The following is a 23312-nucleotide window of genomic DNA, read 5'->3' as shown; positions in this document are numbered from 1 at the left end:
TGATGAGTCGAGCATGGCTCGACTCTACAAATGCATCCACGCATGACGTGGACCTACTTCAGGTGCCGCTGAAGGTATCCACCAGCAGCTTCACGTTCAACACCACGATCACCAGCGCGATCACCCAGGCAATCGCACCCAGCCAGCGCGGTGCCACCAGCGCACCCATCGTCACTTTGTCGGTCACGATCCGCACCAGGGGAATGATCGCAAACGGCAGCTGCATCGACAGTACCACCTGGCTCAGCACCAACAGCTTCACCGCGCCCTGGTCGCCGAACAGCATGATCACCACTACCACCGGAATGATGGCCAGTGCGCGCGTGATCAGCCGACGCAGCCACGGCGGCAGGCGCAGGTGCAGGAAGCCTTCCATCACGATCTGGCCGGCCAGCGTGGCGGTCACTGTCGAATTCAGGCCCGAGGCCAGCAAGGCAATCGCAAACAGTGTCGCCGCCGCGCCCACGCCCAGCATGGGCGCCAGCAGCTGGTGGGCCTGCTCGATGTCTTCCACATCAAACCGGCCATTGGCATGGAACACCGCCGCCGCCAGGATCAGGATGCTGGCGTTGATGAACAGTGCCAGGGTCAGCGCGAGGGTGCTGTCGGTCACCGCCCAGCGCAGCGCGCTGCGACGGCCCTCGTCGGTGCGCGGATAGGCGCGGGTCTGCACGATGGAAGAATGCAGGTACAGGTTATGCGGCATCACGGTGGCGCCGATGATGCCGATGGCGATGTACAGCGCGTGCGGATCAGTCACTACCTGCGCGCGCGGAATGAATCCGCCCAGCACCTCCATCACCGGCGGTGCGGCCAGCGCGATCTGCACCATGAAGCAGCCGAAGATCACCATCAGCAGCGCGATCACGAAGGCTTCCAGCGCCCGGAATCCGCGGTTCATCAGCAGCAGTACCAGCAGTGTATCCAGCGCGGTGATAACCGCACCCCACAGCAGCGGCAGGTCGAACAGCAGCTTCAATGCGATCGCGGTGCCGATCACCTCGGCCAGGTCGCAGGCGATGATCGCTGCCTCGCACAGCGCCCACAGCGCCAGGTTCACCGGCTTCGGGTACCGCGCGCGGCAGGCCTGCGCCAGGTCCATGCCGGTGGCGATACCCAGCCGCGCCGACAGTGCCTGCAGGATCACCGCCATCAGGTTGGAGATGAGGATGACCGACAGCAGCAGGTAGCCGAAGCGCGAACCGCCGGCGAGGTCGGTGGCCCAGTTGCCCGGGTCCATGTAGCCGACCGAGATCATGTAGCCCGGGCCGAGGAAGGCCAGCAGGCGGAACCACCAATGCCCCTTGTCAGGCACCGCCACCGAGGCATTGAGCGCGCCCAGGCTGGCCGGGGTGGGGGCCGAAGGGTCGCGGGGCGCCAGGGTGTTCATGGATCCGAATATAGCGCCTGCTATAGTAATTAGCAATGTGAAACAATCGTCTTTATCGCGTTACTGGTCCAGAATTCAGTTTCAAACCCGGAGTAGACCGGAAGGACAGGCGCAGGCGTGGGCAAGACCGACGATTCGACATCGCTGAAAAGCACCCCCCTGATCGAGGCTGAGCGCCAGGTCGAGAGCTTCAGGCAAGTGCGCGAAGCGCACCGGATGGAGCTGGTAGAGGACTATGTCGAGCTGATCTCGGACCTGCTGGCCGACGGCGGCGAGGCCCGCCAGGTCGACATCGCCACCCGCCTGGGCGTGGCCCAGCCCACCGTGGCGAAGATGCTGCGGCGCCTGGCCCGCGATGGCTGGGTGGTGCAGCGACCGTACCGCGGCGTGTTCCTGACCCCGGAAGGCGAGGCGCTGGCCCATGCCAGCCGCCAGCGGCACCAGACCGTGGAGCGTTTCCTGCTGGCATTGGGCGTGGACCCTGATACGGCACGGCGTGATGCGGAGGGTATCGAGCACCATGTGAGCGAGCAGACGCTGGCGCTGTTCGAGGCGTTCGTGCGCAAGGCCGAGGGCGGTTGAGCAGACCGATATCGCCGGGCCATGCCCGGCGGCGTCTCGCGCGATCCCGGTTTTTGTAGAGCCGAGCCATGCTCGGCTGCCGTTCGCACGGTGATGGAATGCGTCGAGCATGGCTCGACGCTACAGGTCAGGCGGGCAGCGGGCCTGTTCCTGCGCGCACGCCCGTTTCGTCCATTCCTTCAACACCGGCTGCAGGCCTTGGTAACGCCGGCCTTGCCAGCCATTGGCCAGCACGGTCCCGTCGGCATCGATCAGCACCAGGTTCGGCGGTGCCAGCCCGGCCAATGCCTGCAGGGCCGGCATGCGCGCGGCGCGGCGCGGGTCCAGTACCGGCCACGGCATCTCCTGCGCGTGCATGTAGCGGCGCAGCGCGCTCTCGCTCTCATCCTGGCTGACGTACACCACTTCGGTATCGGCGCCGGCTTGGCGCAGGGCATCGCGCACGCTGCGCAGCGTGGGTACGAAGGCATGGCACGGTGCACACCAGTCGGCGCCGAAGTACAGCGCCACCAGTTTCGGCGGCTTTGTCCATTGCATCGGTCGCAGCGAGCGCTGTTCCGGCCGCATCAGCGAGGCCGAGACCTGCGCATGCAGGTCAGCAGCCATTGCCGGTGCGGCCAGCAGCACGGTACAGGCCAGCAACAGCGCTCGCAGAGCTTCAGAACGCATAGCGCAGGTTGACGTACCACGAACGCGCGAAGCGCGGTCCGTAGACATAGTCGCTGTCACGCAGCGCGCCCACTTCCAGATCTTTCTGGCGCTGATCGAACACGTTCTTGACGCCCGCGGCCACCGACACTTCCTGCTGCGCCTGCGCGCCCAGATGGCGGTGCCAGCGCGCACCAAGATCGGTGACCAGGAAGGAACGCGTACGGTGCAGTTCGCCCAACCGGTTGTTCAGCACCGACATCGGCCCGGTATGGCGCAGCGCGACGAAGGTTTCCCACGGCTCGGCGGGCATCCAGCTGAGCTGCGCCAGGCCGGTCCAGCGCGGGGTCTTCAGGTAGTCGCGGCTTTCGATGATGGTGTCGCCACCGTCGCCGGTGTCGTCGTAGATGCGCTGCGGTTCGCGGAAGCGCGAGCGGTACCACGAGGCACCGGCGGTCAGGCGCCACTGCGGCGACGGCTGCCAGCCGAGGTTGGTTTCCGCCCCCAGTACGTTGGAGCCGGAGGCGTTGTAGCGCAGCTGGCTCAGTTGTCCGTCATCGCCGCGCTGGATCTCGCCCAGCGCGAAGGTATCGCGGATGCGTGCATAGGAGGCGGTAGCATCCCAGCTCCACACCGGATTGGCTGGGTCCGAGCGCCAGTCGAAGCCGAACAGGGTGGTCAACGCGCGCTCTTCCTTCAGGCCATCGGTGTTGCGCACGCGCACCTGCTCGCCACCCAGCGTATCGACGTGCACGTCCTCGACGAAGATCTCCGGTGCACGGAAGCCGGTGGCGACGCCGGCGCGCCACTTCAGGTTCGGGGTGGCCTGCCAGGCCAGCGCGATGCGCGGCGAGAACACCGCGCTGTCCAGCTCCGAGCTCTTGTCCACGCGTGCGCCCAGTACCAGGTCGACGTTGTCGCGCAGGCTCCACTCGTCCTGGATGAAGGCGCCCAGGTTGTGGAAGGTTGCATCTTCCAGCATCGCCAAGCGCTGCCCGTCACCAGTGCGGTTGTCGTCGCGCAGCGCCTCGTGCTTGTACTGCACGCCGAAGGCCAGCGCGTGCGCGCCCAGCCGCCAGTTCAACTGGCTGTCGATGTAGTGCAGCGGGTTGTGGGTGCGGCCGTACTGGCGCCACGAACGCGAGGCCGCGCTGCCGGCCACGTTGGGATCCAGCTGCGAGGGGTCATAGCCGGGTGCAGACGGATCGGTAACCACGTCGCCAAGACCGCCATAGAAACTGTCGCGGTCGATGTCGGCGAAGGCATAGGCCAGGCGGAAATCGACGTCGGCATTGATTTCCTGATCCCACGACACGCTGCCGCGCCGGTATTTCGTATCCAGCGATTCGGCGATGTTGGCCAGGTATTCGGGCTGATCCAGTCGATTGCCGCCACGCCGGGTTTCATCGGTCACCTGCAGGTCCAGGCGCAGCCGCGTGCCCGGCGTCGGCGCGTACCAGGCCTGCAGCCCGCCGACCTTGAGGTTCTTGCGGGTGATCTCGGTGTAGCCGTCACCGTTGTAGTCGATGCCGCTGTTCCAGTTGCGCTGGGCAATCACTGAAAGCCCGGCGTCGGCATCTTTCGCCACCAGGTCCAGGCGCACGTCGGCATTCTTCTGTGGTGTGCCCTTCAGGACATCCACGCCGGCCTGCACATGGCCTCCGCTGCGCGCCGGCAGCGGGGGAATCAGGTTGATCACACCGGCCACCGCACCCGGGCCGTACAGCGCCGAGCCACCGCCCTTGACCACTTCGATGCGGTCGACGAACCCGGCCGGGATCTGTTCCAGGCCATACACGCTGCCCAGCGTGGACAACAGCGGGATGCCATCGAACAACAGCTGGTTGTAGGCACCGGGCAGGCCCAGCAGCTGCACTTCGCTGGTGTTGCAGTTCTGGCAGTTGCTTTCCACGCGCAGGCCGTTGATCAGCTCGGCGGCGCGCGAGAAGTCGGTGGCCGCGCGCAGTGCGATGTCTTCCTTGCGCAGCACTTCGGTGCGGATCGGGACATCGGATAGCAGGCGTTCGCTGCGGGTGGCGGTGCTGACCTTGACCTGCACGCGGTCCAGCTCGGTCGGTTTCGGAGTGGCGGCCAGTGCGGGCAGCGGCAGGGTCAGGGCAATGGCGGCGGCCAGGGGCAGCCGATGGAAGAGGGGCGTGGCAACGGGCATGAGGGCGTCGTCCTTGGGAGAAGAAAGGCGGCGAGGGCGACCTGGCTGACGATATGAAAGCAGCGGCTTATGAATATAGCAAGTGCTATATAACGAAGCCGAGGCAATTGCGATTGGGGCGCCAGTCGAGTCAGATCATGCTTGTGTTATAACATTACATAAAACGACCGCAACCCTGCCGGTGGTCATGTCCATAGGATGGAGTTGCCGTGTAGGCGCGGTCGGATCGTCAGTCGCGACGGAATGCGGCGGGGGTACGGGCGCCGACGATGATCATGCGGATCATCGTGGAGATCTGTTCGACCAGTTCCGGATCCTTCTCCGGTGGCAGGTCCATGGCGGTGGCGCCCATCGCGAACACCAGCCGGGTGATGGCCTTGGCCACCAGTTCCGGGGCATGCAGTACCGCGCCATCCAGTGCGGCCAGGCGCACCAGATCGTGCTGCAGCTCTTCCTCGAAGTAGTGCAGCTCGCGTTCGACCGCGTGCTTGAAGTCGTCCGAGCCGACCGCGCCTTCCCGCAGCAGTACGTGCAGCAGCTTGTCGTCGGCGCGCAGCTGCTCCATGAAGGTCTCCACCGAGACCCGCACCACGCTGGTAGCGGTGGAGGTGGCGCGCTGGCGGGCCTCGCCGATGATGGTGCGCAGCGAACGGCCGGCTGCATCGATCAGCGCCACGGCCAGTTCGTCCATGTCGCGGAACTGCCGGTAGAAGCTGTTCGGCGCAATGCCGGCCTCACGTGCCACTTCGCGCAGGCTGAGCGTGGACAGGCTGCGGTGCGGCCCGATCAGTTTCAGGGCGGCGGCCAGCAGATCCTCGCGGGTCACCGTACGGCGGGCCGGGCTGTTGGCATCTTCGGGCGTCGACAAGGCGGTGGCGGCGGCCATGGGGGTTCCGGTAGGGCGAGGCTGAATCATACCCAATCCGGTTCAATATACACATGTATACACAGGTGTATGTGCGCCCGTATAGTTCACTCATGAGCGCTGTCGTCCGTCCGTCCCTGTTCTCTCCGTACCGCTGGGTGTCGCCGTCGCTGTTCGATTTCTGGGCGGGCCAGCTCAATCCCCTGTGGACCCTGCGCGAGCCGGTGGCCCGCCTGGTCCGCCGCGAGCCGGCTGGCGAGGGCGCGGCGACCCTGGTCCTGCGCACCAACCGGCACTGGGCCGGCATGCGCGCCGGCCAGCACGTTAACCTCGGCGTCGAGATTGAAGGACGCCTGTGGCAGCGCAGCTACAGCCCCACCGCACTGGGTAGGCGCGAGCTGGCGATCACCGTCAAGGCGATCGACGGCGGCCGGGTCAGCCAGCATCTGGTCAACCATGCACAGCCGGGCGAACTGTTCCGCCTCGATGCCGCCTTCGGCGAGTTCCATATGCCGGCCGCGGCGCCGGTGCTGCTGCTGGCTGCCGGCAGTGGCATCACGCCGATGCGCAGCCTGTTGCGCGACGCCTGCCAGCGGCCGCTGGCAGCACCGGTGGACCTGTTCTACTGGGAGCGCACTGCTGCCCATCTGCAGTTCCGTGATGAACTGCGGGCGCTGGCTGCGGCACATCCGAACCTGCGCGTGCATCTGCTGGCCACCCGCGAGGGTGAGGCGCCGGCCGCGCGAATTGATACCCATGATCTGCAGGTGGCCGGTGATGACACGCCGCTTGCGCAGCGCCATGTGCTGGCTTGCGGCCCGGACGGCTTCGTTGCCGCTGCGCGCGAACGCCTGGCGCACCAGGTGGCCGGCTTCCAGGCCGAAGCCTTCACCCCACCGGCGCCACTGCGCGATGCCAGCAGCGAAGGCGAGGTGTCGCTGACGCTTGCGCGCAGTGGCCGCCAGCTGAGCGTGCCGCGAGGCCGCTCGCTGCTGGAAAGCCTGGAAGCGCATGGCATCAAGCCCAAGCACGGTTGCCGCATGGGCATCTGCAACAGCTGCAGCTGTGACCGCGTCAGTGGCGCCACCCGCCATCTGCGCACCGGCGACCTGCAGTCCGAATCGGCACAGCCGGTGCGGATCTGCGTGAGCGCACCGACTACCGACCTGACCCTGGATCTCTGAGGATGCCTGCCATGACCCGCGCTACCGACCGTGCCCTGAGCACCGCCGAGATGCATGCCTTCGGTGAGGAACTCGATGCGATCCGCGACCGTGTGATCGGCAGCCTCGGCGCCTCCGATACCCGCTACATCCGCCGCGTGGCTGCCGCCGTGCGATGGTTCGGCGTGGGCGGCCGCGGCCTGCTGTTCCTGGCGGCATTCTCGCCGTTGTTCTGGATGCCGCTGCTGTGGCCGGCCGCGATCACCGGCACGCTGCTGCTGGCGCTGTCAAAGATCCTGGAGAACATGGAGCTGGGCCACAACGTCATGCACGGCCAGTTCGACTGGACCGGCGACCCCAAGCTCAATGGCAACACCTACGAGTGGGACATCGTTGCCACCGCCGACAACTGGCGAAAGACCCACAATTTCCGCCACCACACCTACACCAACGTGCGTGGCATGGACGATGACATCGGCTACGGTCTGCTGCGCATCTTCCCGGAACAGCGCTGGAAGCCGTTCTACCTGCTGCAGCCGATCATCGCGCCGATCTTCGCGCTGCTGTTCCAGTGGGGCGTGGCCGCGCAGGACCTGCGCCTGGGGCGTTGGCTGAAGGGCCGCATCAGCGGCCGTGCGATGTGGATGCAGACCCGCCCGGTGGCGCGGAAAATGGCCCGCCAGGTGCTGAAGGACTACGTGTTCTTCCCGTTGCTGGCCGGCCCGTTCTTCCTCACCGTGATGCTGGGCAACATGGTGGCCAACGGCCTGCGCAACATCTGGACCTACGTGATCATCTTCTGCGGCCACTTCACCGCCGAGTCGGAAACCTTCCCGAAGGAATGCCTGCGCAATGAATCGCGCGGCCACTGGTACCTGCGTCAGCTGCGCGGTTCGTCCAACATCAGCGGCGGCTTCCTGATCAATGTGCTGTCGGGCAACCTCAGCCACCAGATCGAGCACCACTTCTATCCGGACCTGCCGGCCAACCGCTATGCGGCCATCGCCAAGGAAGTGAAGGACATCTGCCGCCGTTACGGCCAGCACTACAACAACGGCTCGCTGCCGCGCCAGTTCGGCCAGGTGGTCTGGCGCATCCTGCGTCACGCATTCCCGAGCAAGCCGCGCCGCCTGCCGATGTCGGACATCATGCCCGCACCGGCATCGGCCAACGCGGGCTGATCGACTCAGCCCGCCTTCGCCAGGGCCGCCTGTTCGCGGTCCAGGCGGCGCAGGAACACCTGCATTTCCTTGCGTGCCTGCTGGTCACCCTTGCTGCCGGCCACGCTCAGTCCACGCTGCCACGCCTCGCGCGCCGCCTGCGGTTGGCCACCGGCCAGCCAGGCTTTGCCGAGCAGCTTCCAGGCGGCCGAGTACTGCGGATCAAGGACCACGCAACGGCCCAGATGGGTGGCCGCGCGCACCGGGTTGCCGGCATCCAGCCAGCCCTTGCCCAGGCCGAAGCGCAGCAGTGCGCCGTCCTTGCCGGCCGCAAGCATGCATTCCAGAGCTTCAATGTTCATCAGCGCACCTCCACCAGCAGTTCGGTGGGGCCGGGCTGGAAGCGGCCGCGATGGAACAGCAGCGGCGCGCCGCCGTTCTCGTGCACCTCGATGATGCGTCCGGCCAGCAGCAGGTGATCGCCCACCGGCCACATCGCGTGGCGGGTACAGGTGAGATGGGCGACTGCACCGGCGATGCGTGGTGGGCTGTCCTCGTCGTCATCCAGCATTGCCAGGCCGTCGAAGCGGTTGCGTACCTGTGGATCGGCAAAGCGACGGGCCAATGCTTCCTGGTCGGCTGCCAGCACGCTGATCGCAAAGCGGGTGGCGCGCTGGAAGGTGGACAGGCTCTGCGCGTGCAACGCCAGGTTCCACAGCACCAGCGGCGGCTGCAATGACACCGGCACGAACGAATTGATGGTCAGGCCGATGGGTTTGCCCTGCGCATCGCGCGCGCAGACGATGGCCACGCCGGTAGGAAAGTGGCCGAGCAGCCGACGCAGTGCCCGCGGCGGCATCTCGACCGACGGCACCGGGGCCGGGGCGGGGAAGACCCCCGCCCACGGCCCGGCGTACGGCAGTGTCTCGCCGCTCATGAGGCCCTGGCCTGGCGGTAGCGCCGGCCGACCTCGGCCCAGTTGATGATGTTGAAGAACGCACCGATGTAGTCCGGGCGACGGTTCTGGTAGTGCAGGTAGTAGGCGTGTTCCCAGACATCCAGTGCGAGGATCGGGGTGTTGCCGGACAGGCCGACGGCTGCACCCATCAGCGGGCTGTCCTGGTTGGCGCTGCTTTCCACCTGCAGGCGGCCATCGCGATCGCTGGTCAGCCAGGCCCAACCGCTGCCGAAACGGGTCTGCGCAGCCTTGGTGAACGCATCCTTGAAGGCATCGAAACCGCCGAGATCGCGGTCGATGGCCGCTGCCAGTTCATGATCGGGTGCGCCACCGCTGGCGCTGAGCACGGTCCAGAACAGGCTGTGGTTGGCGTGGCCGCCGCCGTTGTTGCGGACTGCGCCACGCTGCGCCTCGGGCACGGCATCGAGGTTGGCGATCAGCGCCTCGATCGGCTGCTCGGCGATGCCGGCCTGCTCGATGGCGGTGTTGAGGTTGTTGACGTAGGTCTGGTGGTGCTTGCTGTGGTGGATCTCCATCGTGCGCGCATCGAAGTGCGGCTCGAGGGCGTCATAGGCATAGGGAAGCGGGGGAAGCGAGTACGACATCGAAGCAATCTCCGTGGGGAAGGCCAGAGAGGCTGGCCGTGGGGAGATCGTTATCGCACCTCAACATTGGTTGAGGTCAAGGGGAAGGATTGAAATGCGTGAAAGGGAGCAAGAGCGACGTTGTAGTGCCGGCCACTGGCCGGCAATCAGCGAAGGTCGGGTTGGCGGCCAGCGGCCGGCACTACGAGAACCCGCTTTTCGAACCTCACCGGCGCGCTGATGTGTTGCCCGCGCTCGCAGGAAACCGTCGGGTGGCGGGGGAAGGGGCTGGCCGGGACCGTTGGCGCCATGGATGGCGCCATCGAGCCCCCAAGGATGGGTTTACGGCGTGTCCCGGCCAGCCCCTTCCCCCGCCACAACCGATATCAACAAAAGCGCCGGCAGACGAACCCGCCGCCAGCGCCTTCATCAACTCAACTCAACCAGTCCTTGCACGCACCATCCACCTGATCACCGCAGGCCTGCTGCATCCGCTGCTGCAGCCGCGCCAGTGTCTCCGCACCCTGGTGCTTGCCGCTCCACGTCTTCAACTGCCCGGCCAGGCGCTCGAAACGCTGGCGGGTACGCTGGTGGTAACCGGAAGGCTGCGCTTCCAGTTCGGCGATCAGCGAGGCGGTGGCCTGCTCGATGCGTGGTGCGTCGTCCGGCGCCAGCTTCAGCAGGCCCTCCACGTACAGCACGCCCCACTGCACGCGGGTGGCCGGGCCCTGCGCACCGTCGTAGGCACGCTTCAACCACTCCAGCGCACCGGCGGTGTCGCCGCGCTGCTCGGCCAGTTCGGCCAGCTCGGGCATGTAGTAGTACGGCTGTTCGCTGCGCTTCAGCTCAGCCAGCAACAGCGACTCGGCGCCTGCGTCGTCACCGACCTGGCGCAGTGCGTAGACCGCGCTGCTGATCGTGGCCTGGCGCGCATGCGCATCGGTGGCGGCAGCGTCGGCAGCAGCCACGCGCTGCTTGACCCGATCAACCAGGGCCACGGGCAGTGCGCCCTTCGGCTGCTGCTGGCGGGCCAGCGATACTTCGGTCAGCGCACGCGACAACGCGTCGTCGGCGCGGTCACCGCGCTCGGCATCTGCGCGCTCCAGTGCGACCAGCAGCTGCTGTCCCAGCGTGTTGCTGGTGGCCGGCCCGGCACTGGCCTGCTTGACCAGCTGCACGCCTGCATAGCCCAGCAACTCACGGTTGCGGCGTACTTCCGCCGGTTGCGCCAGCACGGCCTGCAGCAGCTCGCGTACTTCGGTGGGCGAGGCATCGGGCTTTTCGGCCGTTGCCAAGGCCAGCAGGGCGAAGCGGCGCTGCAGGGCGGCGTCGGGGGCGGCCTTGGACAACTGGCGCAGCACATCCTGGCTGCTGCGTTCGCCGGCCAGTCGGTTGGCGTCCACTTCCCAGCCGTAGTCACCCAGCACTTGCCAGTCTTCTGCGGCCAGTCGGTCCGGCGTTGCCAACGCGGTGGCCAAGGTGGCGGCAACAGCACTGCGGCGGCCCGCGGCGACGGTCAGTGCCCGGGTCAGTTCGTCGGCGTCATTGCCGCCGGCCACGCGGGTGATTTCGTTGCGCTGTGGGTCCAGCACGATCAGGGTCGGATAGCCGCGTACGCCGAAGCGCTCGCCCCAGGCCTGCGCACCTTCCTCGTCGCCATCCAGGTAGACGGGAACGAATTTGCTGGTCAGCGCGATGAAGGCCGGGTCCTTGAACAGGCCCGCCTTGAGCTGGTTGCACGGTGGGCACCAGACGGCGCCCCAGTACAGCAGCACCGGCTTGCCGCTGTCGGCGGCCTCGGCGAAGGCATCATCGACATCGCCCTGGCGCCAGGCGATTGCCTTGGCCGGCGCGGGCACCTCGGCGGAGTTGGCGATGGAAACCGGGGCCGGGGTGCAGGCGCTCAGCGCCGAAGCCAGCAGCAACATAGAAAGCGCGACGCGCATCGGCAGCATCTCGAAGGGCAGGGTGACAGGCCATTGTAGGAACGGCCGGGGAGCCTGCTGATTCAGTTTGCTTATGACGGGCGTGCGGCAGGGCATGACGCCCGCCGGGCATTGGCCGGCGGATGCCTTCAGGCCGCTGCCCGCACCATCTGCTGATACACCAGCCCATTGAACTCGCCGACGTCACCGTCCAGCGTGAAGCCGTAGCGCAGGTAGGTTGGTACTGCATTGAGTGAGGCGCGCACGGTCAGGACCGGCTCGCGCACCTTCGGCAGCACGGCTACGAACAAGGCATGGCCGATGCCCTGGCCCTGGCAGGCGGGATCGACGAACAGCATCGCCAGGTGCTGGCCTTCCTTCAGTTCGATCACGCCGACGACGCGGCCGTCCTGCTCGGCCACCAGGATGTGGTTGTCGCCCTGCAGGCGCGTACCGAATGCTTCGGCTGCGGCGATATTGCCGAAGGTGGCGATGCCGGCGGCGCTGAGCGAAGGTGCGACCGCCGCAGTGAATGCAGCCAGGCACACCGCGCTGATCGCGGGCAGGTCATCGACGTGGGCAGGGCGGATCCTCGGCATGCAGTGTTCTTCCAGTGGTGGGCGGCGCGTCATCGTTGCCGCAGGCCTGCACGCTAAGCTGGCGGCATGAGTGATTTCAATCCCGCGTACGCTGCCTTGTTTCCGCAGCAGGGTCTGAGCCTGGGCCTGATGACGCCCGTGGCGTCGCATGGATTGGCCGATCCACGTGAGGCGCGACGTATCGCGCGACTGGCCGATGACCTGGGCTTTGCCGCGTTGTGGACGCGCGATGTGCCGTTGATGGTCCCGCAGGGGCCAGATGCGACAGCCAGCGCGCTGGACGATCCGTTCCTGTGGCTGGGCATGCTGGCTGCGGCGACCGAGCGGATCGTGGTTGGCAGCGCGGCCATTGTGCTGCCGTTGCGCCAGCCGCTGCAGGTGGCGAAGTCGGCCTTGAGCCTGGACCGGATCAGTGGCGGCCGCTTCGTGCTGGGCCTGGGTTCGGGCGACCGCCCGGAAGAGTTCGCCGCATTCGGCGAGGATCTGGAGGGCAGGGCGGCGACGTTCCGTGAGCGCTGGACATTGTTGCGCGCGGCGCTGTCACCGGAGGCCGATGAGCGGACCGCCGTACTGCAGGTGACCGGTGGCTTCGACGTGCTCCCGGCCCCGGCCACGCGCATTCCGATGCTGGTGGTGGGTACCGCGCGGCAGAGCCTGCAGTGGATCGCGCGCGAGGCCGAAGGCTGGGCCACCTATCACCGCGAGGAGGCCGCGCAGGAAGGACGCATCGGGCTGTGGCAACAGGCACTGGTGCAGCGCGGTGGGCCAGGCAAGCCATTCGTGCAGTCGATGCTTCTGGATCTGCAGGCAGACCCGCAGGCGCCAGCCGAGCCGCTGCCGCTGGGCCTGAAGGTCGGCCGCGATGGCCTGCGTGATTACCTGCTGCGCGTGCATGCGCAGGGCGTGGCGCATGTGATGTTCAACCTGGTCGACAACGGGCGACCGATGGACGCGGTGTTGCGGGAGATCGGGGAGCACGTTCTGCCAGCGGTCTCCGCGCGCCGTATGTAGAGTCGAGCCGTGCTCGACTGCTTCTGCCTGATGAGCGGAATCAGCAGTAGTCGAGCATGGCTCGACTCTACACGGCGCGTGCATCTGCGTATCATTCGCATTTGATACGCCGATGCCGGAGCCCCGCGTGACCCAACGTTCCCCCATGCACCCGACCGGACGCCTGTTCGCCGCGGTCGCTTTCATCGAGGCTGTGACCTGGGCCGGCCTGCTCATCGGCATGTGGATGAAGTACGGCCCGATGGCCAACGTAGCGCTGGTGAAGCTGTTCGGGCCCCTGCACGGCGTGGCCTTCCTGGCCTATGTGGCGGTTACCCTGTTTGCGGCGGTGCGCCTGCGCTGGCCGTGGTGGGCCAGTGCCTTGGCGCTGCTGGCGGCAATCCCGCCGCTGGTGACGCTACCGCTGGAGTGGTGGTTCAAGCGCCGCGGCCTGCTGGGCCTGCGTGCGATGCGCTGAGCCCACTGTTGCATGCCCATTCAAGAGAATGGGTATCAAATGCAAATACGAGCCGTTATCATTTATGGGTGGCGTCCGGTTCTGAGTTGGACGGGTGCCGGGCGGGGCGTGCAGACGCGCCCGGCCAATCCTTTCCTGTTACGGCTGGTGTTCCATGCACGCACGTCCCGTCGTTCCCGGCTTGCCGGCGCTGGTGTTGGCTGCCCTGATCGGCACCATGGCGATGATGTCCTTCGTCGCCGTGATCGGCCCGGTGGTCCGCATGCTTGGCCTGTCCGAGTGGCATGCCGGGCTATCGGTCACCGCTGCAGGCGTGCTGTGGATGCTGGCCGCGCGCCCCTGGGGCCAGCTCAGCGACCGCATCGGACGCAAGCGCGTACTGATGCTGGCGATGAGTGCCTACACCGTGGTCTACATCGCGCTGGCGGTGTTCATCGACGTCGCCCTGCAGGCAGTGCCGCCGGTGCTGGTGTCAGTGCTGGTGCTGGTCGGCGCGCGTGGCCTGATCGGCCTGTTCTACGCGGCGGTGCCTCCTACCGCAGCCGCGCTGATCGCCGACAAGGCACCCTCCGGACAGCGTGCAAAATTCCTCGCCCGCCTGGGCAGTGCCAACGCGCTGGGCATGGTGCTCGGTCCGGCCGCCGCGGGCTGGCTGGCCTATACGAACCTGTCGCTGGCGCTGTACGTGGCCGCGCTGCTGCCGTTGCTGGCACTGGCATTGCTGGCCTGGCGGCTGCCGGCTACACCGCCGGTGGTGGGCGCGTCCGCACAGCGCCGCACGCCGATGAGCCGCCTCGACGCGCGCCTGCGCCTGCCGCAGCTGGCAGCGTTCATCGCGATGGTCTCGGTGACCATCGCGCAGGTCACGGTTGGCTTCTTCGCGATTGATCGCCTGGGCCTGGATGCGGCGGCTGGTGCACGCATGGCCGGCATCGCACTCACCGCCGTTGGTGTCGGCCTGATCCTGGCGCAGGCGCTGGTGATGAAGCTGGAGGTACATCCACGCCGCTGGATCGTCCTTGGCGCCCTGATCTCCGGCATTGGCTTTGCCTCGGTGGCAGGCGTGCAGCAGGCCTGGCAGTTGCCGGCGGCGTATGCGCTGGCCGCGTTTGGCATGGGCTTCGTATTCCCCTCGTTCCAGGCGCTGGCCGCCGATGCGGTGGAGGCGCACGAGCAGGGCGCCGCCGCAGGCACCGTGGCGGCCGCGCAGGGGCTGGGCATGGTGGCCGGGCCGATGCTCGGCACGCTGTTGTATCGCGGCGGGCCAAGCCTGCCTTACCTGCTGGTGGGCGCGCTGCTGCTGTTGCTGTGCGCGCTGGCCGCAGTGCATCGGATGAAGGAGACCCCATGAACGATTCCCTGATGCAGGGCGCGTGGCCGGAGGCTGCGCCAGCACCACAGGAGAGCACCGACGACGCGTCGCTGTTCCTGCTGCAGCATGCCGGCCAGCACGTGCACGCCCGCGGTTGCCGCGCCACGTTGCCAGCCGGTGCACTGGCGACATTGGCAGAACGCGTTTCGGAGTTCTTTGCCCAGCAGCGTGGCGGCCCGGGCCTGCTGGTTGGCGCGGTGCCGTTCGAGCCGCGTGCCGACGATGCGCTGTACCAGCCCGAGCGCCTGCTGCCGGCGCTGGCACTGCAGCCGCAGGCCGCACCGCCGCTGGACGGCGCCCTGCGGGCCGAACCTGTGCCGCAGGACTATGCCGCTGCAGTCGCTGCGGCAGTGCAGGCCTTGCGTGCGCCCGAGCAGAACCTGCACAAGGTGGTGCTGGCGCGCAGCCTGCTGGCACGCACCCGCCAGGTGCTTTCTCCGGACGTGCTGCTGGCACGCCTGGGCGCGGATCCGTCGGTGGCGACCTACGCGGTGCCGCTTCCGGTGGAGCTGGGCCAGGCACCGGCCTGGCTGGTCGGTGCGACGCCGGAGCTGCTGCTGCGCAAGCGCGGTGCCGAACTGTTGTCGCATCCGTTGGCGGGCTCCGCGCGGCGCAGCGCCGATGCCGCCGAGGACGAGCGTGCGGCGCAGGCGTTGCGGGCCTCGACCAAGGACCACGACGAGCACCGCCATGTGGTCGAGGCCATCGTCGAGGGCCTGGCACCGTACTGCAGCCACATCGATGCGCAGCCGCGGCCGGTGCTGCATGCCACCGCCAGCATGTGGCATCTGGGCACCCGCATCCACGCCACGCTGAAGGATCCGCAGGCGTCTGCCGCCGAACTGCTGGCGCAGCTGCACCCCACGCCGGCGGTCTGCGGTACGCCGCGGCTGGCGGCATTGCAGCGCATCCGCGAGCTGGAACCGGTGCCCCGTGGCTTCTATGCCGGCGCCGTGGGTTGGTTGGACGCACAGGGTGACGGCGACTGGTACGTGGCGATCCGCTGCGCGCGCCTGCAGGGCACGCAGCTGCGCCTGTACGCCGGTGCCGGCATCGTCGCCGAGTCGCAACCCGAGGCCGAGGTGGCCGAAACCGCAGCGAAGTTTGCTGCCCTGTTGAACGCGCTGGGTGTCCATGAATCCGCGCCCGCCATCGAGCCTGCTGCATGAACACTTCCACTGACGCTTCCCGCCTGCCACTGCAGCAGGTGTGGCCGGATGACCTGATGGCGCGCTATCGCGAGGCCGGTCACTGGCGTGGCGAGACCTTCCCGGCGTTCCTGCGCGAACGTGCGGAATGCTATGCCGACGACATCGCGGTGGTCGCCGGTGATGTCCGCCTGAGCTACGCACAGCTGTGGCATGAGGCCGGACGCATCGGCGCGGGCCTGCTGGCGCTCGGCCTGCAGCCCGGCGAACGGGTACTGGTGCAGCTGGGCAACACGGCAGGCTTCATCACCACGGTCTGTGGCCTGTTCCGTGCCGGGCTGGTGCCGGTGTACGCGTTGCCGGCGCACCGCATCACCGAGCTGGTGCACTTCGCCAGCAAGGCCGAGGCCAGTGCCTACATCACCACGGCACTGCACGACGGCTTCGATCACCGCGGGCTGGCGCGGGCGCTGCAGGCCGAGGTCCCGGCGGTTCGCCATGTGGTGATCGACGGCGATGCGGCGGAGTTCATCGCGCTGGAGGCACTGCAGGGCGATCGCAGCCAGCTGCCGCCCGATCCGGACCCGCAGTCGGTGGCGTTCCTGCAGATTTCCGGAGGCAGCACCGGGCTGTCCAAGCTGATTCCGCGTACCCACGACGACTACATCTACTCGTTCCGCGCCAGCAATGACCTCTGCGGCATCGACCGCGACAGCGTCTACCTGGTCGCGCTGCCGGCTGCGCACAACTTCCCGATGAGCTCGCCCGGCTTCTTCGGCGCACTGTATGCCGGCGCCCGCGTGGTGCTCAGCCCCGGCCCCGGTCCGGATGCGGCCTTCCCGCTGATCGCCCGCGAGAAGGTGACCTGCTGCGGGCTGGTGCCGCCGCTGGCGCTGCTGTGGGCGCAGGCCGCCGCCACCAGCAAGCATGACCTGTCCAGCCTGCAGGTACTGCAGGTAGGCGGGGCCAAACTGGTGCCGGAAGCCGCACGGCGCGTGATCGACGGTCTTGGCTGCACGCTGCAGCAGGTGTTCGGCATGGCCGAAGGCCTGGTCAACTACACGCGTCTGGATGACCCGGAGGAACTGATCGTGACCTGCCAGGGCCGGCCGATCAGTCCGGATGATGAAGTGCGCGTGGTTGATGACCATGACCAGCCGGTGGCCGAAGGCGAGGTGGGGCATCTGCTCACCCGTGGCCCGTACACCATCCGTGGCTACCACAACGATGCGGTGGCCAATGCGCGCTCGTTCACCGACGACGGCTTCTATCGCACCGGCGACCGCGTACAGCAGCTGCCCGGAGGCTACCTGGTGGTGCAGGGCCGTGCAGGTGACCACATCAACCGCGCCGGCGAGAAGATCTCCGCCGAGGAGATCGAAGATCATCTGCTGGCCCACCCCGGCGTGTTCGACGCCGCCGTGGTCTCCATTCCCGATGAGTATCTGGGCGAGCGCAGCTGCGCCTTCGTGATTCCACAGGGCGAACCGTTCAAGGCGCCGGCTCTGAAATCCTGGATGCGCGGGCGCGGCTTGGCGGCGTTCAAGGTGCCGGACCAGATCGTGTTCGTCGACAGCTTCGATACCACTGCGGTCGGCAAGATCAGTCGCCGCGAACTGCGCGCGCAGCTGCGTGCGCGTCATCTGCAACAGACAGGAGGAACGCGCTGATGGCGCTGCCCCGCATCACCGATTACCCCTTGCCGACCGCCGCTGAACTCCCGCAGGCGCGCGGACCGTGGCGCCCCCAGCGCGATCGTGTCGCGCTGCTGGTGCACGACATGCAACGTTACTTTCTGGCCGCCTTCGACGCTGGCAACGCGCCGCTGCGGCCGGCCGTGGACAACATCGCACGCCTGTTGGCACATTGCCGCGCGCACGGCATTCCGGTGTTCTACACCGCCCAGCATGGAGACCAGGACCGACGTGACCGTGGCCTGCAGGCCGATCTGTGGGGACCGGGCATGCGCCGCAGCGCCGACCACGAACCGATCATCGAGGCGCTGGCACCGCAGCCCGGCGAGCACGTGCTGGTGAAGCACCGCTACAGCGCGTTCCAGCGCAGCAACCTTGAAACGCTGATGCGGGTGCGCGGCCGTGACCAGCTGCTGGTCACCGGCGTGTACGCCCATATCGGCTGCACCGCGACCGTGGTGGAAGCCTTCCAGCGCGACATCGAAGCGTTCATTGCCGCCGATGCGGTGGCGGACTTCTCGCGTGCCGATCACGATCAGGCACTGCACTGGATCGCACGCACCAGCGGGGTGCCGATGACCACCGACCAGCTGCTGGAGGTGCTGTGATGGCTGCCGCCGGCGAGATGCTGGATCTGGAGCGGATGCGTGCCGATGTGGCGCGCGTGCTGGAGTGCACGCCGGCCGAGATCGGTGACGACGACAACCTGATCGACCTGGACCTGGATTCGATGCGCATGCTCGGCCTGGTTCTGGCCTGGGGCAACACCGGTCTGCCGCTGGAGTTCTCGCAGCTGGCCGAGCACACCACGCTGCGCCAGTGGTGGGGCGTGGTGCAGACGCTGCAGGCCGCACAGAGCGCATGAACGCCGTCGCGCTGGCCACGCCGGTGGCATTGACCGAGGCCCAGGCTGGACTGTGGTTCGCACAGCGGCTGGCACCGGACAACCCGTCATTCAATACCGCGCACGCGGTGTGGATCGACGGCCCGCTGGACGTGGCCGCGTTCGTCGCAGCGGCAGACCAGGCTGCGGGCGAGGCCGAGGCCTTTGCACTGCGTTTTGCCGAAGGGGCCGATGGCCAGCCGCTGCAGTGGCATGACCCGGCACACGTGCCGCTGCTTTCGGTGCGTGATGTTTCCGCCGAGGCGGATGCCGCCGCTGCCGCGCGCAGCCTGATGCACGCTGACCGGCTGAGTCCGGTCGATCCCACTCGAGACCGGATCAGTCAGCAGATGCTGCTTGAGCTGGGCGGGCAGCGCTGGGTCTGGTACCTGCGGGTGCATCATCTGGCCACCGATGGTTACGGCATGGCGCTGTTCACTGATCGCGTGTGCGCGTTGTATGCCGGTCGTACCGGTGAGCCACTGCCGGGGCTGACTGGCGTGCTGGCCGATGATGCGGCCTATCGCGCCGACCCGCGCCGCACGCAGGCCGGGCAATGGTGGCGCGAGCACATGCAGGGCGCACCGGCGGGCGTCGGCCTGGCCGGTACGCTCGCGGCCAGTGACGACGCGCTGCGCTGGGTGCAGCCGCTCGATGCGGCATTCCGTGAGCAGTTGCTGCAGGCATCGGTACGTTGGTTGCAGCCCTGGCCGGACGTGCTGGCCGCGTTGTCGGCCGAGTACCTGCGGCGGATGAGCGCGGCCGATGAAGTGGTGCTGGGCGTGCCCTACATGGGCCGGCTCGGCAACGCGTCGGCGCGGGTACCGGCGATGGTGATGAATGTGTTGCCGCTGCGCGTGGCCGCCGGCGAGGGCAGCGTCGAAACCTTTACCCGCAGCCTGGGCCGGCAGCTCAGCCAGGGCCGCAAGCACGGCCGCTACCGCGGCGAGCAACTGCGCCGGGACCTGGGCCTGGTCGGCGCGCAGCAGCGCCTGCACGGCCCCCTGGTGAATGTGCAGCCGTTCTACAAGCCGCTGGCGCTGACGGGCGCGCAGGCGGCGCTGGAGGTGCTGTGCACCGGGCCGGTGGATGACCTGACGCTGGGCTTCCGTGGCGATGGCCAGGCGCTGCTGGATCTGGAGATCGAGGCCAATCCCGCGCTGTACAGTCGCGAGGATGTCGAGGCGCACGCGGCGCGGCTGCTGCATTTCGTGTCCGCGACACTGCAGGCTGACGATATCGCAGCCGTGCCCCTGGCGACGCCCGAGGAGGCGCAGCAGGTGCTGCACGGATTCAATGCCACCGCGCACGCCCTGCCGGAGACGACCCTGGTCGAGCTGCTGCAGCAGGGCATGGATCGGGACCCGCACGCGCCGGCACTGGTGTTCGGCGACACTACGCTGGACTACGCAACGCTGGAAGCGCGCAGCTTCGCGCTGGCGGCACAGCTGCGGACAATGGATGTCGGCCCGGGCAGCGTGGTGGCGGTGGCATTGCCGCGCTCGCTGGAGCTGGTGATCGCGCTGGTCGCAGTGCTGCGAGCAGGCGCGGCCTATCTTCCGCTGGACCTGGCCCATCCCGATGAGCGGCTGGCACGTATTTTCGCGTCGGCACAGCCGGTGTGCGTTCTGGCTGCGGCGGACGTAGCGGCACGCATGGCCGGCGTGCCAGTGCTTGCGCCGGAGCAGTGGACTGCGCTGAGTTTTGCCGCACCGTGGGCCGATCCGGCACCTGACGATGCGGCCTACGTGATCTATACCTCCGGTTCGACCGGCGAGCCCAAGGGCGTGGTCGTCGAACACCGCGCCATCGTCAACCGCCTGCTGTGGATGCGCGAGCACTATGGATTCAAGGCAGACGACCGCGTGCTGCAGAAGACCCCGGCCACCTTCGACGTCTCGGTCTGGGAGTTCTTCCTGCCGCTGCTGTGCGGAGCCACGCTGGTGGTCGCCGGGCCGGACGCGCATCGCGACCCCACCGAACTGGCGCGGCTGATCCGCGAGCATGGCATCACCACGGCGCATTTCGTGCCGTCGATGTTGGATGCCTTCCTCGCTGCACCGGCCTCCGAAGGGCTGCAGCTGCAACGGGTGTTCACCAGTGGCGAGGCACTGGATGATTCGTCCCGGGACCGCTTCCACGCGCGTGTGCACGCCGAGCTGCACAACCTGTATGGCCCGACCGAAGCTGCGGTGGACGTCAGCTACTGGCCGGCTTCGGCGCAGGATCGTTCGCGGCCGGTGCCGATCGGGTTCCCGGTCTGGAACACCCGCCTGTACGTGCTGGACGCCCGGATGCAGCCGGTGCCGGTGGGCGTGCCCGGTGACCTGTACCTGGGTGGCGTCCAGCTGGCGCGTGGCTATCTCGGTCGCGATGACCTGACCGCCGAACGTTTCATTGCAGATCCGTTCCGGGCGGGCGAGCGTATCTACCGCACCGGCGACGTAGCCCGTTGGCGCCGCGATGGTGCGGTCGAGTATCTCGGCCGCAGCGACCACCAGGTGAAACTGCGCGGCTTGCGCATCGAACTGGGCGAGATCGAGGCGGCACTGCGCGAACTGCCGGGCGTGGAGCGCGTGGAAGTGCTGCTGCGCCAGGACGCGCCCGGCGATGCCCGGCTGGTGGCCTATGTGCCAACCGCGCTTGCCGATGCCGTAAAGCTGCGCAGCCACCTAGCCACGCGTGTGCCGGACTACATGGTGCCCTCGGCCTTCGTTGGTGTGGACCAGTGGCCGGTGACCGCCAACGGCAAGCTCGACCGCAACGCGTTGCCGAAGCCACCACAGCATGACGTCGCTGGATTGGCACCGCGCACGCCGCTGGAACAGGAGCTGGCGTTGCTGTTCGCACAGGCGCTCGGGCGTGAGGCGCCGGTGGCGGTGGATGCAGATTTCTTCAGTCTCGGTGGTGATTCGCTGTCGGCGGTGCACCTGCTGCTGGCGATAGAGCAGCGCTGGCGCTGCGATCTGGGTCTGGGTGCCTTGTTTGCGCAGCCCACCGTGGCCGCGCTGGCAGTTCGTATTGCCGAGCCGCCCGCGCTGGCTGATCACGCGCTGGGGCCGGTGATCGCATTGGCCGCGACCGACGCCGCCGGGCCCATGCCGCTGTTCGTGCTGCATCCGGCCGGGGGCATTGCCTGGAACTACCGCACCCTGGCCCGGGCACTGCAGCCGGCACGCCCGGTGTATGGACTGCAGTCGCCGGCACTGGACGCGCGGCAGCCGCTGCCGAGCAGCATCGAGGCGATGGCCAACGACTACGTACAGCGCGTGGTCGCATTGCAGCCAAAGGGGCCGGTGCACCTGCTGGGCTGGTCGGTGGGGGGCATCCTCGCCCAGGCGATGGCGGTGCGCCTGCATGAGATCGGCCGCGAAGTCGGCGAACTGGTGCTGCTGGACGCCTATCCCAGCGAGTGCTGGCGGGCCGAGCCGGAACCCGATCCCATTGCCGCATTGCGGGCACTGCTGGCGATTGCCGGCCACGATCCGGATACGCATCCGGAACTCGACAGCCGTGAACGCATTCTGGCGTTCCTGCGTCGTGGCGGCAGTGCACTCGGCAGCCTGCCGGATGTGGTGCTCGATGGCGTGGTGCGCGCAGTGACCGGCACCAATCGACTGATCCGCGAGCATATCCACCAGCCATTCGACGGCACGCTGGTGCACGTGCGTGCGGGCCGTGATCATCAGGCACGGCCGCAGCTGCAGTCGGCGTTGTGGCGGGCCCACGCGCGCAAGGTGCAGGCGCTGGAACTGCCGTTCCTGCACGCCGAACTGACCGGCCGCGATGCGGTGGCGCAGTTGGCGCCATGGTTGTCGGCGCGGCTGCGCCAATGGGACGAGCAACAGGAGATCGCAACATGCAGTTGACCGGTTTCGAGGGCCGCGTAGCGTTGGTTACGGGTGCATCCGGCGGCATTGGCGAGGCGTTGGTACGGCTGTTGGCCGAGGCCGGCTGCACGGTGGTGGCGACCGATCGCGAGGCGCCGCGCGTGGCCGATACCCGGGTGAAGTCGCTCGCACTCGATGTAACCGACAGCGCCGCCGTGGACGCCTTGGTGGATCAGGTCGAGTCCAGCATCGGACCGATCATGCTGGCCGCCAGCGTGGCCGGCGTACTGCATGTGGGCGGCGTGACCGATACCACCGATGATGAATGGCGCCGGGTGTTCGCGGTCAACGCCGATGGCGTGTTCCATGTCGGTCGTGCACTGTCGCGGGTGATGTCACCGCGCAGGCAGGGCGCGTTCGTTACCGTCAGCTCGAATGCGGCCGGCGTGCCGAGGCACGGCATGGCCGCCTATGCCGCATCCAAGGCCGCGGCCACCATGTTTACCCGCTGCCTCGGGCTGGAACTGGCGCCGCTGGGCATCCGTTGCAACATCGTGGCCCCGGGTTCAACACTGACCCCGATGCAGACCGGCATGTGGTTGGACGAGCATGGTGCCGAGCGGGTGATCACCGGCAGCCTGGAAACCTACAAGGCCGGCATTCCGCTGCGCAAGCTGGCCACCCCCGAGGACATCGCGCACTCGGTGATGTTCCTGCTCTCGGAACAGGCCGGGCATGTGGCGATGAGCGACCTGTACGTCGACGGCGGCGCCACCCTGCGTGGGTGAGCTTTTGTAGAGCCGAGCCCATGCTCGGCTGAGGGCGAAGGCAGCCGAGCATGGGCTCGGCTCTACAGCGGGCTGGCATCGGTTT

The 23312-nt window shown here is 67.7% G+C and carries 21 protein-coding genes; 12 read left to right on the top strand and 9 right to left on the bottom strand.

Going from position 1 to position 23312, the window contains the following annotated elements; genetic code table 11:
• Window positions 1–58 precede the first annotated feature (58 nt).
• The gene (locus AC13FN_RS10070; protein WP_143994557.1) at window positions 59–1390 is read right to left on the bottom strand and encodes an Nramp family divalent metal transporter; all 1332 of its coding nucleotides are present in this window, start codon (window positions 1388–1390) and stop codon (window positions 59–61) included.
• Between the two features lie 117 nt (window positions 1391–1507).
• On the opposite strand from AC13FN_RS10070, the gene mntR reads away from it, so the two are divergent.
• Window positions 1508–1972, top strand: coding sequence for a manganese-binding transcriptional regulator MntR (gene mntR, locus AC13FN_RS10065; protein WP_019659934.1), 465 nt, complete (start codon window positions 1508–1510; stop codon window positions 1970–1972).
• 120 nt (window positions 1973–2092) lie between these two features.
• On the opposite strand, the gene AC13FN_RS10060 is transcribed toward mntR, so the two are convergent.
• From AC13FN_RS10060 to fabR, 3 genes are all read right to left on the bottom strand, one after another.
• A complete protein-coding gene (locus AC13FN_RS10060; protein ID WP_460132765.1) occupies window positions 2093–2641 on the bottom strand; it encodes a thioredoxin-like domain-containing protein in 549 nt (182 codons plus the stop codon).
• The gene (locus AC13FN_RS10055; protein ID WP_049437666.1) at window positions 2631–4790 is read right to left on the bottom strand and encodes a TonB-dependent receptor plug domain-containing protein; all 2160 of its coding nucleotides are present in this window, start codon (window positions 4788–4790) and stop codon (window positions 2631–2633) included. Before AC13FN_RS10055 ends, AC13FN_RS10060 begins: the two co-directional genes overlap by 11 nt.
• A gap of 229 nt (window positions 4791–5019) precedes the next feature.
• Window positions 5020–5676, bottom strand: coding sequence for an HTH-type transcriptional repressor FabR (fabR, locus tag AC13FN_RS10050; protein ID WP_482984671.1), 657 nt, complete (start codon window positions 5674–5676; stop codon window positions 5020–5022).
• A 92-nt stretch (window positions 5677–5768) separates the two neighbouring features.
• On the opposite strand from fabR, the gene AC13FN_RS10045 reads away from it, so the two are divergent.
• Both AC13FN_RS10045 and AC13FN_RS10040 read left to right on the top strand, forming a co-directional pair.
• Window positions 5769–6839 carry a ferredoxin reductase gene (locus AC13FN_RS10045; RefSeq protein WP_478412642.1) on the top strand — a complete coding sequence of 357 codons (1071 nt, stop codon included), beginning with the start codon at window positions 5769–5771 and terminating at the stop codon, window positions 6837–6839.
• A gap of 11 nt (window positions 6840–6850) precedes the next feature.
• Window positions 6851–7999 carry a fatty acid desaturase family protein gene (locus tag AC13FN_RS10040; RefSeq protein ID WP_482984672.1) on the top strand — a complete coding sequence of 383 codons (1149 nt, stop codon included), beginning with the start codon at window positions 6851–6853 and terminating at the stop codon, window positions 7997–7999.
• 5 nt (window positions 8000–8004) lie between these two features.
• Here the strand turns inward: AC13FN_RS10040 and AC13FN_RS10035 are convergent, their stop codons facing one another.
• The 5 genes from AC13FN_RS10035 to AC13FN_RS10015 form a co-directional block, all read right to left on the bottom strand.
• The gene (locus tag AC13FN_RS10035) at window positions 8005–8340 is read right to left on the bottom strand and encodes a tetratricopeptide repeat protein (protein ID WP_010485209.1); all 336 of its coding nucleotides are present in this window, start codon (window positions 8338–8340) and stop codon (window positions 8005–8007) included.
• Window positions 8340–8915, bottom strand: a complete 576-nt coding sequence (locus AC13FN_RS10030) for a flavin reductase family protein (RefSeq protein WP_029379998.1) — start codon at window positions 8913–8915, stop codon at window positions 8340–8342. Before AC13FN_RS10030 ends, AC13FN_RS10035 begins: the two co-directional genes overlap by 1 nt.
• Complete coding sequence (locus AC13FN_RS10025; RefSeq protein WP_049437660.1) at window positions 8912–9541, bottom strand: superoxide dismutase; 630 nt, start codon at window positions 9539–9541, stop codon at window positions 8912–8914. The genes AC13FN_RS10030 and AC13FN_RS10025 overlap by 4 nt, the downstream gene beginning before the upstream one ends.
• A gap of 413 nt (window positions 9542–9954) precedes the next feature.
• Window positions 9955–11475, bottom strand: a complete 1521-nt coding sequence (locus AC13FN_RS10020) for a thioredoxin family protein (RefSeq protein WP_054171925.1) — start codon at window positions 11473–11475, stop codon at window positions 9955–9957.
• Window positions 11476–11594: 119 nt separating this feature from the next.
• On the bottom strand, window positions 11595–12044 hold the full coding sequence (locus AC13FN_RS10015) for a GNAT family N-acetyltransferase (protein WP_054171924.1): 450 nt from the start codon (window positions 12042–12044) through the stop codon (window positions 11595–11597).
• Between the two features lie 66 nt (window positions 12045–12110).
• Between AC13FN_RS10015 and AC13FN_RS10010 the strand changes: the two genes are divergently transcribed.
• From AC13FN_RS10010 to AC13FN_RS09970, 9 genes are all read left to right on the top strand, one after another.
• Window positions 12111–13055, top strand: coding sequence for a TIGR03571 family LLM class oxidoreductase (locus tag AC13FN_RS10010; RefSeq protein ID WP_054171923.1), 945 nt, complete (start codon window positions 12111–12113; stop codon window positions 13053–13055).
• 145 nt (window positions 13056–13200) lie between these two features.
• A complete protein-coding gene (locus AC13FN_RS10005; RefSeq protein WP_053443181.1) occupies window positions 13201–13512 on the top strand; it encodes a DUF3817 domain-containing protein in 312 nt (103 codons plus the stop codon).
• 154 nt (window positions 13513–13666) lie between these two features.
• The gene (locus AC13FN_RS10000) at window positions 13667–14863 is read left to right on the top strand and encodes an MFS transporter (protein ID WP_054171922.1); all 1197 of its coding nucleotides are present in this window, start codon (window positions 13667–13669) and stop codon (window positions 14861–14863) included.
• Window positions 14860–16053 carry an isochorismate synthase gene (locus tag AC13FN_RS09995; protein WP_217013512.1) on the top strand — a complete coding sequence of 398 codons (1194 nt, stop codon included), beginning with the start codon at window positions 14860–14862 and terminating at the stop codon, window positions 16051–16053. The genes AC13FN_RS10000 and AC13FN_RS09995 overlap by 4 nt, the downstream gene beginning before the upstream one ends.
• Window positions 16050–17702: a (2,3-dihydroxybenzoyl)adenylate synthase gene (locus AC13FN_RS09990; protein WP_054171920.1), complete on the top strand. Its 1653-nt coding sequence runs from the start codon at window positions 16050–16052 to the stop codon at window positions 17700–17702. The genes AC13FN_RS09995 and AC13FN_RS09990 overlap by 4 nt, the downstream gene beginning before the upstream one ends.
• Window positions 17702–18334 (top strand): isochorismatase family protein, encoded by a 633-nt coding sequence (locus AC13FN_RS09985; protein ID WP_024958585.1) that lies wholly within the window; start codon window positions 17702–17704, stop codon window positions 18332–18334. Before AC13FN_RS09990 ends, AC13FN_RS09985 begins: the two co-directional genes overlap by 1 nt.
• Entirely contained in the window at window positions 18334–18591 is a 258-nt protein-coding gene (locus tag AC13FN_RS09980; protein ID WP_049437644.1) for a phosphopantetheine-binding protein, read from the top strand. The genes AC13FN_RS09985 and AC13FN_RS09980 overlap by 1 nt, the downstream gene beginning before the upstream one ends.
• The gene (locus tag AC13FN_RS09975; RefSeq protein ID WP_217013509.1) at window positions 18588–22478 is read left to right on the top strand and encodes an enterobactin synthase subunit F; all 3891 of its coding nucleotides are present in this window, start codon (window positions 18588–18590) and stop codon (window positions 22476–22478) included. The genes AC13FN_RS09980 and AC13FN_RS09975 overlap by 4 nt, the downstream gene beginning before the upstream one ends.
• Window positions 22469–23227 (top strand): 2,3-dihydro-2,3-dihydroxybenzoate dehydrogenase, encoded by a 759-nt coding sequence (locus AC13FN_RS09970; RefSeq protein WP_054171918.1) that lies wholly within the window; start codon window positions 22469–22471, stop codon window positions 23225–23227. The genes AC13FN_RS09975 and AC13FN_RS09970 overlap by 10 nt, the downstream gene beginning before the upstream one ends.
• The last annotated feature ends 85 nt before the right edge of the window (window positions 23228–23312 follow it).

The sequence above is a fragment of the Stenotrophomonas sp. 115C5 genome (genome assembly GCF_056861055.1).
Note: the sequence above shows the minus strand (reverse complement) of the source record. Positions and strands in the feature narration are given on the sequence as shown.